A 12184-nucleotide genomic window follows, 5' to 3' on the forward strand; every position below is an offset into this window, starting at 1 on the left:
ACAAGGGGCTGGCAACGCCCGGCGGGGCCGGGATCGCGGCTCAGCCGGCGGCCGGGGGGCCTGCCCCTTGCGCCATCTGGCGCTCGCGCAGGATGTAGTGGCCGCCGGTGAGCACGCCGATCTGCAGGGCAACGCTGGCAATCTGCGCCCCGATTTCGAGAAGAACACCGGCAACCGCCGAGAAGACGCCGCCAGCGAAAGCGGCGATCACAATGAGCAGCACCATCGGGAGAAAGATGACAAGGGAGACGCCCACACTTGCAACGACCATCGGCCAGCCCAGCCCCCGGCTTTGCCGGAAGGCGTCGAGCAGGCCCAGCCGCTCGTCAACGGCGGTTGCCGGCAAGGCCAGCATCAGACGCATCAGGATCGGCAACCAGAGCCCCAGGACACCGATGACGACGACGAGGATTCCGAATCCCGGGCCCATCAGACGATTGACCATAATAAAGACGAGAGAGAGGGGGATCACGGCCACGCCGCTGATCAGAAAGATCAACACCGTTTTCCGGACATAGGCCAACTCCCGCCGCCCGACCCTCAGATGTACTGCGCCGGGTCGCTCGCCAAGCAGCAGGCATCGATGCCAGGCAACGGCGATCGAGGAGTTTGCTACGGTGACGACCAGCACGGAGACAAAGATCGCGAGCACATGGACCAGATTCGGCACAAGCTCAGGCCCCGGTGTATGCAGGGATTGCGGACCCAGCACGTTGAACGCCAGCACGCCCAGGATAATAAGCGCGAACCAGGCCCAGACGATCCTGAGGAAGTCCTCGAAATTCGAAAACAATGCCTTGAACGTGCCGGTGAAAAGCCGGCCGGTTGTCCTTGCAAACACATGCGCCCCCAATGACTTTCGCCGCGCGACAGCCGCGCTGCACAATTCACGAATGACAAATTGCAACCGGAGAGCGGTCAAGGCAAGCAGATTGGCCCTTGAGGCGGGGCGGGCGGAAACCTCAGTCGCGCCGCGACCGGGAACCAAGCACCGAGCGCACCGCCTGCCGTGCCTTGTCGCGCTGCGCCGCCTCCCGCCGCGCCGCCGCTCGTTCCGCGTCCGCCATGCGCAGGCCCGCCTTCTCGACGAAGCGCTCGCGCGTCAGGGCGTAGGCGGTCGCATGCAGCGAGGCGAAAAGCCAGGTGAGGATGACCATCGCCCCCATGGGAAACAGCGCCGAACGCAACGGCGCCAGCGGTCCGGTGCCGGACAGGAAGAGATCGGTGAGCGCCAGCACGCCGGCAAGGACGCCGATGCCGAGCCCGGCAAGCAGCGAGACGACGACGGCCGCGATCGCCAGCGCCCAGCCGATGCCAGAGGTCAGCCGCCAGGACTCCTTCAGCGACATCTCGTCATCGAGCGCCGCTGCCGGCAGCACCAGCGACATGCGCTGCACCAGCATCAGGGCGACGAAGGGGCTTGCCAGGATCGCCAGCGCCCCGACCGGTCCGGTCAGCGGCGTCAGCAGCCCGCCGAGCAGCAGCAGCGGCAGGAACATCAGCACGCCGAGAATGCCGAGCACCGCTAGCTTCCAGGCGACGCGGAAGTTGCGCGCCCCGAAGGCCAGCGGAAATCCGCGTTCGCCAAGCAGGATGCGGCGCAGATAGGCCACGGAGATCGAAAAGCCGGCGAGGATATTGGCGAGCACCGCAAGGCCCCGCAGCGCCTTCTCCCGGGCGGCCGCGTCACCCGTTGCCGTCAGCGGCTCCATCATGTAGGAGCCGGTGGTGAAGCCGTTTTCCGGCATCGCCTGCAGGCTGATCGCGACATTCAGCGCGACGAGCACCAGCATGTAGCCCCAGCCGGCGGAAAACAGCGTGGGCAACCGGTGGCGCGCAAGATCGAGCGTGCGACTGAGAACGACAAGCAGCATGCGGCGGGGCTCCTTTGCCTCCTTCAGAAGCGGTCTGGGCCTCTCTCAGATGCGGTCTCGCAGCCGCCGCGTCAAGAACACACGGGCCGCCCGCCTTGCAAGGAGGCCCGGCGCGCCCTATTCAATCGGCAGTACCCCCAGTTGGCGGCGCAAGGCGACGCGCCGCGAGATCGGACGGACCGGCACCATGCAGAGCGGCATTTCCAATCCCGGAGCACTGGCCGGAAACCTGCCGGCGGTGGAGACCCCGATGAGGGAGACGCTTGCCGGTCCCGCGCCGCGCCGCGTCTCCGTGCCCGTGAAGATCGGCTCGGTGACCGTCGGCGGCGGCGCGCCCGTCGTCGTCCAGTCGATGACCAACACCGACACGGCCGATATCGATGCCACCGTCGCCCAGGTCTCGGCGCTGGCGCAGGCCGGGTCGGAGATCGTGCGCATCACCGTCGACCGCGACGAGGCCGCCGCCGCCGTGCCGAAGATCCGCGACCGGCTGGCGCGCATCGGCTGCCATGTACCGCTGGTCGGCGACTTCCACTATATCGGCCACAAGCTGCTCTCCGATCATCCGGCCTGCGCCGAGGCGCTGGAGAAATACCGGATCAACCCGGGCAATGTCGGCTTCAAGGACAAGCGCGACCGGCAGTTCTCCGACATCATCGAGATCGCCCTGAAACACGACAAGCCGGTCCGGATCGGCGTCAACTGGGGCTCGCTCGACCAGGAACTCCTCACCCACCTGATGGACGAGAACGCCAGGAGCGCCGCCCCCGTCTCCGCTTCCGCGGTGATGCGCGAGGCGATCATCCGCTCGGGCCTGCTCTCCGCCGCCCGCGCCGAGGATCTCGGCATGGGCCGCGACAAGATCATCCTGTCGGCCAAGGTCAGCCAGGTGCAGGACCTGATCCAGGTCTATGCGGATCTCGCGGCGCGCTGCGACTACGCGCTGCATCTCGGCCTCACCGAGGCCGGCATGGGCACCAAGGGCATCGTCGCCTCCGCCGCCTCGATGGGCATCCTGCTGCAGCAGGGCATCGGCGACACGATCCGCGTGTCGCTGACGCCGGAGCCCGGCGGCGACCGCACCCGCGAGGTGCAGGTGGCGCAGGAACTGCTGCAGGTGATGGGTTTCCGCGCCTTCGTGCCGATCGTCGCCGCCTGCCCGGGCTGCGGCCGCACCACCTCGACCGTGTTCCAGGAGCTGGCCCGCGACATCCAGGACAACATCCGCGTCTCGATGCCCGTGTGGCGCAAAAAATATCCCGGCGTCGAGGCGCTCAACGTCGCGGTGATGGGCTGCATCGTCAACGGGCCGGGCGAGAGCAAGTTCGCCGATATCGGCATCTCATTGCCGGGCACCGGCGAGAGCCCGGCAGCGCCGGTCTTCGTCGACGGCAGGAAGGTCGCGACCCTGCGCGGACCGACCATCGCCGACGACTTCAAGACGATGGTCGACGACTATATCGAGGCCCGCTTCGGCGGCGCCGGGCGCAGCGCGGCCGAATGAGCGCGCGGCCGGGAGGCGAGATCCTCGTCATCACCTCGCAGGTCGTGCGCGGTGCCGTCGGCGGCCGCCCGTCCGTGTTCGCGCTGGAACGCCTCGGCTTCCCCGTGTGGTTCCTGCCCACCGTGCTGCTGCCCTGGCAGCCCGAGCAGGGCATCGGCCACCGCGAGGTGCCGGACGACGCCAGTTTCGCGGCGCTTGCCGCCAATATCGCCGGGGCGGACACGCTCGCCAATGTCGGCGCGGTGATCTCCGGTTATCTCGGCAGCCCGGGCCAGGCGGACGAGGTGGCGCGTCTCGTCGCCGCCGTGCGCAAGGCCAATCCCGACGCCCTCTATCTCTGCGATCCGGTGATCGGCGACCAGTCCGGCCTCTATGTGCCCGAGGCGACCGCCGGCGCGATCCGCGACCGGCTTCTGCCGCTGGCCGATGTCGCCACCCCCAACCTCTTCGAGCTCGAGTGGATGACCGGTGGCCGGCTGGAGAGCGAGGCGCAGGCGATTGCCGCCGCCCGCGCGCTCGGCCCGGCACGGGTGCTGGTCACCTCGTCGCCGGCCCTGCGCCGCAATTCGGTCGCCAACCTGCTGGTCACCGCGCGCGGCGCCATCGCCGCCGAGCACGGCCTGGTGCCGGATGCACCGAAAGGCACCGGCGACCTGATCGCCGCCCTTCTGACGGCCAACCTGCTCGCCGGCCTCGACGACGAGACCGCCCTGAAGCGCGCCGCCGCATCGGTGTTCGAGCTGGTGGCCCGCTCCGTCAAGCGCGGCGCGCGCGACCTGCTGATCGCCGCCGAACAGGCCGCCCTCGTCAACCCGATGGCGCTCGTCTCCTGCCGGCGGGTGCTCGACGCGCCGCTGCGCGCCTGAAGGACGGCCCGATGCGTGCCGGCCTTCGCGTTGCCGGTGTCGACGGGTGCCGCACGGGGTGGATCGCCGTCATTCGCGAGCGGGACGCGCGACACCCGGACGCGAACCCGCGCCACACACTCATCCTCGCCGAAGGCATCGCCGCGCTCATTGGTGACGCGACGCTGGAGGCCATCGCGGTCGACATGCCGATGGGCCTGCCGGAACGGGCCGGCCCCGGCGGACGCGGTCCGGAGCGGGTCGTGCGGCCGCTGCTCGGCGCACGCCAGTCCTCCGTCTTCTCCGTTCCCTCCCGCGCCGCCGTTGCCTGCCAGGATTACGGCGAGGCCTGCCGGGTGGCGCTGGCGACGTCCGAGCCGCCGCGCAAGGTCTCGAAACAGGCCTTCCACCTGTTCCCAAGGATCCGCGAGATCGACACATTGCTGACGCCGGAGCTGGAGGCGCGCGTCTTCGAGGTGCATCCCGAGCTCGCCTTCTGGCGCCTCAATGGCGAGCAGGCGATGCGCCTGCCGAAAAAGGTGAGGAGCGCGGCAAGCATGCCCGGCATCGAGGAGCGCGCCGCCCTGTTGCGTCGTCACGGTTTCGAGTCGGAATTCCTGGAACAACGCCCGCCGAAGGGGGCGGGACGCGACGATCTCGTCGACGCCTGTGTCAACGCGGTGATCGCCGAACGGATCGCGGCGGGAGACGCGGAGAGCTTTCCCCGCGACTTTCAGCGCGACGGCAGGGGATTGCGGATGGCGATCTGGGCGTGAGAGAGCTCCGGCCGCGCGGTGCCGGAGCGAAATGTCAGGGCTTGGCCGGGGGGACCGGCGCGTTCGGGTCCGCCGGACCTTGCGCCTTCGCCTCGTCGGGCGATCCGCCGGAGAACAGGCGCCCGAAGAACCCGCCGGAGGACTTCTCCTCCGTCGGCGCGAAGGCGGTCTGCTGCGAGGGCGCGTCCGCCGGAACCGGCGTCATGTTGGCGGTCTGGCTCGCTGCTTCCGCCGGAGCGGCAGAGGTCGCGGCAACGGCGGTCGCCGCAGTGGCGGTTGTTGCCTGCGCCGCCTCGGACTGGGCAACGTCTTCGGGAGCGTTGCCGAAGATCGCCGCGATCTGCGCCTTGCGCTTCTCGGCGCGCGCCTCGGCCTCGGCGATCTCGATGATCTTCTGCTCGTCCTGCTGCTGCTTCTTCAGCACCGCCATCTCGACGCTGTCGGGCACCTTGTATTCCGGGCACTTCGCCGTGGCACGGAAGGGCACGCCCTCGACCAGCGGCACCGCGTCGAAGACATAGCGCTTCTCGCAGACCTCGGTCTTCGGCGGGACTTTCGTCACCTCGAAATGATCGTAGCCGCGCTTCAGCATCTTCCAGAAGTCGTAATGCTCGGAATTGCGATGGGCGGCCATGTTCTCCGCCGTCATGCGGAAGGGAAAGGCCTGAACCTGGAACGAGCGCTGCCCGCCCTTGAAGCTCTCCCGGGCAAGCGCGTAGATGTCCTGCACCTGGGCATCGGTCATCGCGTAGCAGCCGCGCGAGGAACAGGCGCCATGCACCATCAGGTGCGAGCCGGTGCGGTTATACGCCCGGTCGAACTTGTTCGGGTAGCCGAGATTGAAGGCCAGGTGATAGCTGGAATTCGGATTCATCAAGGCCGGGGTGATCTCGTAGAAGCCCTCCGGCGCCTGACGGTCGCCTTCCTTCTTCTTCGGACCGAACTCGCCGGACCACTTGCAGATCTCGAAGCTTTCCAGCAGCGCATAGCGGCCGGACTTGGTCTGCTTCCAGACCTCGAGCGTCGAATCCTGCTTGAAGATGCGCAGCATGATCGGGCTGGTCAGGCTCATGCCGAGACTGGTCAGCTTGCTCTTGACGTCGCTGCTGACCGGTCGCTGGTGCTTGGGCCCGTAGCCGAGCTCGTCCGCCTGACAGCCTGCGAGAACCGTCGCAAGTGCCAGGGCGGCAAGCGCCCTGCGTGTTGTCCTGCCGAACCGCGCGATACCCTGCGCCATGATGCCCGTCCGTTCAAAGAATGAGGCGACCCGCCCGTCTGGCTGTCGTTCCGGCCGGGTCAAACATCGCCCGCTCCGGTCTGAAAGGCTAGTCACTTAGGGTTTACCCGAGGTTACCGCGCCCGGAACCCTCCGGTCACGCGGAACTGGCGCGCACGCCCAACCACGTTCTGGTTGGCGCAAGATTCGGGCGTTTTGGCGGCAGACCCGGGATTTGCGGCAGGAAGATCGCGCCGGCGGCTCAGATCGAGCGGCCGATGGCCAGGAACTTCTTGCGCCGCTGGTCGCGGATCGCGGCCGCGTCAAGCCCCTCGAAGCGGGCCAGCGCCTTGTCGATGACGGTGCCCGCCCGGTCGACGACGATCGCCTTGGCGCGATGCGCGCCGCCGAGCGGCTCCTCGACGATCTCGTCGATCACCTTGAGCTGGATCAGGTCCTGGGCGGTGATCTTCATGTTGGTGGCCGCGTCCTGCGCCCGCGCGCTGTCGCGCCACAGGATCGAGGCGCCGGCTTCCGGCGAGATGACGGAATAGATCGCATGCTCGAGCATCGCCACGTGATTGGCCGTGGCAATGGCGATGGCGCCGCCCGAGCCGCCCTCGCCGATGATCAGCGAAACGTTCGGCGTGCCCAGCGCCAGGCAGGCATCGGTCGAGCGGGCGATCGCCTCCGCCTGGCCGCGTTCCTCGGCACCGATGCCGGGATAGGCGCCGGCCGTGTCGACGAAGGAAACCACCGGCAGGCCGAACCGCTCGGCCATGCCCATGATGCGCACCGCCTTGCGGTAGCCCTCGGGCCGCGCCATGCCGAAATTGTGCTTCAGCCGCGACTGGGTGTCCGCGCCCTTCTCCTGGCCGAGGATCGCCACGGAGCGCCCGCGAAACCGGCCGATGCCGGCGATCACCGCCGCGTCCTCGGCATAGTTCCGGTCGCCGGCCAGCGGCGTGAAATCCTCGATCAGCCCGGCGATGTAGTCGACAGCGTGCGGCCGGTCGGGATGACGGGCGACCAGCGTCTTCTGCCAGGGCGTCAGGCGGGAATAGATGTCCTTGAGCGTCTGTTCGGCCTTGGTCTCCAGCCGCTCGATTTCGTCCGACACCTCGACCGCCTCGCCCGATCCGGCCACCGCCCGCAACTCGTGGACCTTGCCCTGCAGGTCGGCGACGGGTTTTTCGAATTCGAGGAAGCTGTGCATCTTGAAACGGGTCCGAAGGCTGGCCGGGGCGGGCGGATCCGCTCCCGGGTGAATTGCGGCGCGACACTGGCGAGACCGGCAGGCCCTGTCAAGCCGCGCGCCCTCACGAGATGGCGCGTTGCGGGCGAAAAAGCAAGCGCCGGCGCGGATCTCCCGCACCGGCGTGATGCCGTTTCCGGAAAGCGCGGCCTGGTCAGTTGGCTGCCTGGTCCCGCCCGTTGGTGAATTTCAGCTTGCGCGGCTCGACCACCAGCGTGCCGCTCTTGGTGCCCATTTCCACCCGGTAGGGCACGAAGACGCCCTGCGAGCCGATCGGCGCGAGCCACGCTTCCATCTTGCGGTTCTCCGCCATGTACTTGACCGACGCCGTCGACGGGCGGTGCCCGGCGACCGGGATCCAGCGCGCCGTGCACACGACGACCTGGCCGTCATAGCCCTTGCCGGAGACGTCGCGCATTTCCTTGTAGCTGAGCTGGATGTCGAAACGGGTCCAGCCGTCAAAGACCGGAATGCGCCGGTTGCAAACGCTGGCGTCCGGCTTGCCCCGGGCGGCCTTCGCCGGCATCAGGATGGCGCTGAGCGGATCGACCACGTTGCGGGTGTGCTTGTTGGTGACCTTGATCCGCTCCGCGTTCGGCTTGAACTTCGGGGTGACGCGCATCGAGTGCACCTTGCCCGAACCCTGCGCCAGGTCGACGAAGAAATCCCGGTCGGCGGCACGCGAGGCCATCTTGTAGCTCGACGGCACCACCGATTTGCTGGACACCCAGCCCGACGCCTGCGCGCCGCCCTTGCCGGCGGAAAACAGCGTGCCGATGCCCGCCGGCTCCATGCCGACCTTGGCCGAATAGGCGTTCTTCTGGAGCACCAGGGACAGCGAGCCGCGGGCGATCTTGAAGCCCGAGACCGAGATATCGTAGACGCCGCCGAGGCGGGACGTCTCGGCCAGCGCCGGCACGACGGGAGCCGCCACGAGGGCCGCGAGCGCGACACCGAGCAGCGGGCCGGCGCCGGAGCGTGGCAGGAAGCTGGAAAGGGAGAGCCTGGACATGGGAACCTCACACACCGCACGGCCACGGCCGGCCGGACAGACAACACGCTTTTCCAATCACATCCGCCATCGCGGCATCCGGCAGGACACGCGCCTTTGAACGGAGGCCGCCCGTACCGGGCGGCAATGCGGAGCCGGATGGCCACCCTCAGCCGTCCCCGCAGGTCCGGGACACGCCCGGGTTTGACGCATCATTGTCCGCACACACGGTAACCGCATGGTTAACGGACTGCAAATGATCCCGCTCACGCCCGAAATAATCGCGGCACGCCCTCCCGCGCATCGACGAACCACGCCCATTCGCGCGCAACATGCCTTGACGGCGCGGGCATCGCCCCGTATAGCAGGCCGACTTTTTCATCCATTGCCGGTGAATGGGCGCCGGGCCATGCGGGTCCGCGAACGCTCCCGCAATAGCGATCCGGCAGTCTTGAAAGCGGGGCAAGCGCCCTAATCGTTGAAACGTTCGGGGCCTGACCCCGAGAGAAAGAAAAAGGTGTCCCATGGCACGCCGTTGCGAACTCACCGGCAAGGACGTGATGACCGGTAACAACGTCAGCCACGCCAACAACAAGTCCCGCCGCCGGTTCCTGCCGAACCTGTGCAACGTGTCGCTTCTGTCCGACGCGCTTGGCGAGACCTACAAGCTGCGCATCTCGGCGCATGCGCTGCGCTCGGTCGAGCATCGCGGCGGCCTCGACGCCTTCCTCATGAAGGCCGCCGAGAGCGAGCTGTCGCCGAAGGCCCGCATCCTGCGCACCGAGATCAAGCGTCGCCTGGCGGCAGCCGCCGCGGCCTGATCCGGACGTGTCCTGCCAGTGGCCGGACACACCGCACAGAGAAAACACCCGCAAGAGGCGCCCTTCGCGCCTCTTTTGGCGTTTGTCGCCACCGCCTTGTCGCCACCGCCTTGTCGACACCGTGATGGCGGATACCTTCCCTGACTGGCCCGGAGCCCTGGCAAGATGTCGGACGCAGAACGCTTTTCCCTGAACCGCTTCGTGCCGGCCATCGCCGCCATGGCGGTGGTCATCGTCGCCTCCAACGTGCTGGTCCAGTATCCGGTGCATGGCACGCTCGGCGGCATCGACCTGGCCGACCTCCTGACCTGGGGCGCCTTCACCTATCCGGCCGCCTTCCTGGTCACCGACCTGACCAACCGCCGCTTCGGACCGACGGCGGCGCGCAAGGTGGTGCTCGTCGGCTTCGCCCTTGCCCTGGCGCTTTCCGTCTGGCTGGCGACACCGCGCATCGCCATTGCCTCCGGCTCCGCCTTCCTGATGGCGCATCTGCTCGACATCGCCGTCTTCGACCGGCTGCGCCGCTTCGCCTGGTGGCTGGCGCCCGCGGTCTCCTCGGTGATCGCCTCGGCGCTCGACACCGCGCTCTTCTTCGGCCTCGCCTTTTCCGCCGCGGCAGCGCCCCTGCTCGGCTTCGACGATGCCTTCGCGACCGAGGTCGCGCCGTTCCTCGGCGTCTTCGCGCTGGAAGCGCCGCGCTGGCTCTCCTGGGCCGCCGGCGACATGACGGTGAAGCTTCTCGTCGCCGCCGCGCTGCTGCTGCCCTACCGCCTGCTGCTCGCCTGGCTGGTGCCGGCAGGCCGGAGTGCCGGACGCGCCTGACGCGCCTGACGCGCCGCCCCACTCGAAAAAACAAAAGACCCCGGCGCGGACGGTTCCGCACCGGGGTCTTTTCAGTTCAGTCCGTGCCTTTTGCCTAAAGCGTCGGCGCCGCGATGCCGCGCCGTCCGCAGGCCGCCTGCACCGTGTTGGCGAGCAGGCAGGCAATCGTCATCGGCCCGACACCGCCGGGCACCGGCGTGATCGCGCCCGCCACCTGCAACGCCTCGCCGAAGGCGACATCGCCGACAAGCCGCGTCTTGCCCTCGCCCCGCTCCGGCGCGGCGATCCGGTTGATGCCGACATCGATCACCGTCGCACCGGGCCGGATCCAGTCGCCGCGCACCATTTCCGGGCGCCCGACGGCGGCCACCAGAAGATCCGCCTGGCGGCAGAGCGCGGCGACGTCGCGCGAACGCGAATGCGCCATGGTCACGGTGCAATTCTCGTTCTGCAGCAAAAGGGCGACCGGCTTGCCCACGAGGATGGAGCGGCCGAGCACAACGGCATTGACGCCGGAAAGATCCCCCATCGCCTCGCGCGCCAAGAGGACGCAGCCCTTCGGCGTGCAGGGCACCAGCCCCGGGCGACCGAGCACGATGCGCCCGGCATTGGTCGGGTGCAGTCCGTCGACATCCTTGGCCGGGTCGATGGCGAGCACGATCCTGTCCGTGTCGATATGGGCGGGCAGCGGCATCTGCACCAGAATGCCGTCGACATCCGGATCGGCGTTGAGCCTTGCGACCAGTGCCAGAAGTTCGTCCTCGGGCGTCGCAGCGTCGAGCCGGTGCTCGATCGAGCGCATGCCGCATTCCTCGGTCTGGCGCACCTTGTTGGCCACATAGACCTGGCTCGCCGGGTCCTCGCCGACCAGCACCACGGCCAGCCCCGGCATCAGCCCGTGGGCCGCCTTCAGCGCGGACACCGCCTCGCGGACATCGCCGCGCAGGCGCGCGGCCCGCGCCTTGCCGTCGATCAGCTTTGCAGTCATGAAACCTCCGGAAAAACCGCCGAACTCAGGTCATTCTAGCCGGCCCGCGCCGGCCATGTCGGCAAGGCGAGCGGCAATCGCTTGCGCATCCGCGTCATCGCGGGCGCTCAACAGGAAGGTCTTCAGCCGCGCGCTCGCCCCCGAGACGAGCCGCACGTCACTCTTCGGCAGGCCCAGCGTCGCGGCAAGAAGCGCCGCGACGGCCGCATTGGCCGCGCCCTTGTCGGCAACGGCCCGCACCCTGACCGCCAGCACGGCGCGCCCGTCGGAGAGCAGCCTGACACCCTCGACCGCATCGCGCGAGGCGCGCGGGCTCGCCCGCACGAAAAGCCGGACCTCGCTGCCGGCAACGCTCCACGCGAGCGATGCCGCATCCTCCGCGCTCATCGCAAGGACCGTCGCCTCAGGGCCTCACGGGATGCCGACGGCGTCAAAAGACGTTGGGATAGATGTAATAGGCGATGACCCGCTGCAGCAGGAAGATACCGAGCAGCAGCACGATCGGCGAGATATCGAGCCCGCCCATGGCCGGCACGACGCGGCGGATCGGGCGCAGCAGCGGCTCGGTCAGGTTGTAGAGCGCCTGACCGATCATGCCGACGAACTGGTTGCTCGAATTGATCACATTGAAGGCATAGAGCCAGGAGAAGATCGCGCTGGCGATGATCACCCACGTATAGAGATTGAGGATGATGAGGATGACGTCGAGAATGGCGCGCATGAAGGTCGGGGCTCCGGCTTGGCGGCGGGTCGGACGGTTTCCCCTCATGTAACCGCGACGGACGCGGCCCGCAAGGCTCTCGCGGGGGCGTTCCGCCGGTTGCGCGGAGCAAGGACCCGCACCGCCCAAGCCGCACCGGCGCGCGCAACCGCGCGTCCTTCCTCCGCGCGCCCCGTGAAAGGCACAAGGCGGACCGCGCCCGGTTTGCAGACAGGAGAGACAAAACCGCAGGCCGCCTTGCATGGCCGCCGCAATCCCCTCCGGCGGCGGGCAGACCGGGATGGCAAGGCGGCAACACCAGAGGCTCCGCGCCTGCCGGCGCCTGGCTCACCCGGCCGCCGCCCCCTGGCCGCACCTCCTTCGGGCGGGAA

At 68.4% G+C, this 12184-nt stretch carries 13 protein-coding genes; 5 read left to right on the top strand and 8 right to left on the bottom strand.

Features of this window, described 5'->3' with window-relative positions; all coding sequences use genetic code 11:
- Positions 1–40: 40 nt before the first annotated feature.
- Both ACQY46_RS02530 and ACQY46_RS02535 read right to left on the bottom strand, forming a co-directional pair.
- Positions 41–922: a hypothetical protein gene (locus ACQY46_RS02530; RefSeq protein WP_428698752.1), complete on the bottom strand. Its 882-nt coding sequence runs from the start codon at positions 920–922 to the stop codon at positions 41–43.
- Positions 923–962: 40 nt separating this feature from the next.
- Positions 963–1874, bottom strand: a complete 912-nt coding sequence (locus ACQY46_RS02535; protein WP_428698753.1) for a 4-hydroxy-3-methylbut-2-en-1-yl diphosphate synthase — start codon at positions 1872–1874, stop codon at positions 963–965.
- 250 nt (positions 1875–2124) lie between these two features.
- Between ACQY46_RS02535 and ispG the strand changes: the two genes are divergently transcribed.
- Genes ispG through ACQY46_RS02550 form a run of 3 tightly spaced genes read left to right on the top strand, consistent with a single transcriptional unit; the run spans position 2125 to position 4999 of the window.
- Positions 2125–3378 (top strand): flavodoxin-dependent (E)-4-hydroxy-3-methylbut-2-enyl-diphosphate synthase, encoded by a 1254-nt coding sequence (gene ispG, locus ACQY46_RS02540; RefSeq protein WP_428700389.1) that lies wholly within the window; start codon positions 2125–2127, stop codon positions 3376–3378.
- Positions 3375–4244, top strand: coding sequence for a pyridoxal kinase PdxY (gene pdxY, locus ACQY46_RS02545; protein ID WP_428698754.1), 870 nt, complete (start codon positions 3375–3377; stop codon positions 4242–4244). The genes ispG and pdxY overlap by 4 nt, the downstream gene beginning before the upstream one ends.
- An 11-nt stretch (positions 4245–4255) precedes the next feature.
- Positions 4256–4999 (top strand): DUF429 domain-containing protein, encoded by a 744-nt coding sequence (locus tag ACQY46_RS02550; RefSeq protein ID WP_428698755.1) that lies wholly within the window; start codon positions 4256–4258, stop codon positions 4997–4999.
- A 34-nt stretch (positions 5000–5033) separates the two neighbouring features.
- On the opposite strand, the gene ACQY46_RS02555 is transcribed toward ACQY46_RS02550, so the two are convergent.
- The 3 genes from ACQY46_RS02555 to ACQY46_RS02565 all read right to left on the bottom strand — a co-directional run bounded on the left by ACQY46_RS02555 (position 5034) and on the right by ACQY46_RS02565 (position 8482).
- Positions 5034–6236: a L,D-transpeptidase family protein gene (locus tag ACQY46_RS02555; RefSeq protein WP_428698756.1), complete on the bottom strand. Its 1203-nt coding sequence runs from the start codon at positions 6234–6236 to the stop codon at positions 5034–5036.
- A 241-nt stretch (positions 6237–6477) separates the two neighbouring features.
- A complete protein-coding gene (locus ACQY46_RS02560) occupies positions 6478–7431 on the bottom strand; it encodes an acetyl-CoA carboxylase carboxyltransferase subunit alpha (protein WP_428698758.1) in 954 nt (317 codons plus the stop codon).
- Between the two features lie 193 nt (positions 7432–7624).
- Complete coding sequence (locus ACQY46_RS02565) at positions 7625–8482, bottom strand: DUF3108 domain-containing protein (RefSeq protein ID WP_428698759.1); 858 nt, start codon at positions 8480–8482, stop codon at positions 7625–7627.
- A 503-nt stretch (positions 8483–8985) separates the two neighbouring features.
- On the opposite strand from ACQY46_RS02565, the gene rpmB reads away from it, so the two are divergent.
- Both rpmB and ACQY46_RS02575 read left to right on the top strand, forming a co-directional pair.
- Positions 8986–9282: a 50S ribosomal protein L28 gene (gene rpmB, locus ACQY46_RS02570; protein WP_306030865.1), complete on the top strand. Its 297-nt coding sequence runs from the start codon at positions 8986–8988 to the stop codon at positions 9280–9282.
- A 165-nt stretch (positions 9283–9447) separates the two neighbouring features.
- On the top strand, positions 9448–10104 hold the full coding sequence (locus ACQY46_RS02575) for a VUT family protein (protein WP_428698760.1): 657 nt from the start codon (positions 9448–9450) through the stop codon (positions 10102–10104).
- 94 nt (positions 10105–10198) lie between these two features.
- On the opposite strand, the gene folD is transcribed toward ACQY46_RS02575, so the two are convergent.
- From folD to ACQY46_RS02590, 3 genes are read right to left on the bottom strand one after another with little or no spacing between them, the layout of a single operon-like run.
- Complete coding sequence (gene folD / locus ACQY46_RS02580; RefSeq protein ID WP_428698761.1) at positions 10199–11092, bottom strand: bifunctional methylenetetrahydrofolate dehydrogenase/methenyltetrahydrofolate cyclohydrolase FolD; 894 nt, start codon at positions 11090–11092, stop codon at positions 10199–10201.
- A 30-nt stretch (positions 11093–11122) separates the two neighbouring features.
- Complete coding sequence (locus ACQY46_RS02585) at positions 11123–11479, bottom strand: DUF167 family protein (protein WP_428698762.1); 357 nt, start codon at positions 11477–11479, stop codon at positions 11123–11125.
- Between the two features lie 43 nt (positions 11480–11522).
- The gene (locus ACQY46_RS02590) at positions 11523–11813 is read right to left on the bottom strand and encodes a YggT family protein (RefSeq protein ID WP_428698763.1); all 291 of its coding nucleotides are present in this window, start codon (positions 11811–11813) and stop codon (positions 11523–11525) included.
- Positions 11814–12184: the final 371 nt, after the last annotated feature.

This window comes from Stappia sp. (assembly GCF_965276915.1).
In the GTDB taxonomy this organism is placed as follows: domain Bacteria; phylum Pseudomonadota; class Alphaproteobacteria; order Rhizobiales; family Stappiaceae; genus Stappia.

Coding starts and splice junctions, on each gene's coding strand:
- pdxY (WP_428698754.1), top strand. CDS start 3,375: ATGAGCGCGCGGCCGGGAGGCGAGATCCTCGTCATCACCTCGCAGGTC.
- ACQY46_RS02565 (WP_428698759.1), bottom strand. CDS start 8,482: ATGTCCAGGCTCTCCCTTTCCAGCTTCCTGCCACGCTCCGGCGCCGGC.
- ACQY46_RS02590 (WP_428698763.1), bottom strand. CDS start 11,813: ATGCGCGCCATTCTCGACGTCATCCTCATCATCCTCAATCTCTATACG.
- rpmB (WP_306030865.1), top strand. CDS start 8,986: ATGGCACGCCGTTGCGAACTCACCGGCAAGGACGTGATGACCGGTAAC.
- folD (WP_428698761.1), bottom strand. CDS start 11,092: ATGACTGCAAAGCTGATCGACGGCAAGGCGCGGGCCGCGCGCCTGCGC.
- ACQY46_RS02535 (WP_428698753.1), bottom strand. CDS start 1,874: ATGCTGCTTGTCGTTCTCAGTCGCACGCTCGATCTTGCGCGCCACCGG.
- ispG (WP_428700389.1), top strand. CDS start 2,125: ATGAGGGAGACGCTTGCCGGTCCCGCGCCGCGCCGCGTCTCCGTGCCC.
- ACQY46_RS02585 (WP_428698762.1), bottom strand. CDS start 11,479: ATGAGCGCGGAGGATGCGGCATCGCTCGCGTGGAGCGTTGCCGGCAGC.
- ACQY46_RS02555 (WP_428698756.1), bottom strand. CDS start 6,236: ATGGCGCAGGGTATCGCGCGGTTCGGCAGGACAACACGCAGGGCGCTT.
- ACQY46_RS02575 (WP_428698760.1), top strand. CDS start 9,448: ATGTCGGACGCAGAACGCTTTTCCCTGAACCGCTTCGTGCCGGCCATC.
- ACQY46_RS02560 (WP_428698758.1), bottom strand. CDS start 7,431: ATGCACAGCTTCCTCGAATTCGAAAAACCCGTCGCCGACCTGCAGGGC.
- ACQY46_RS02550 (WP_428698755.1), top strand. CDS start 4,256: ATGCGTGCCGGCCTTCGCGTTGCCGGTGTCGACGGGTGCCGCACGGGG.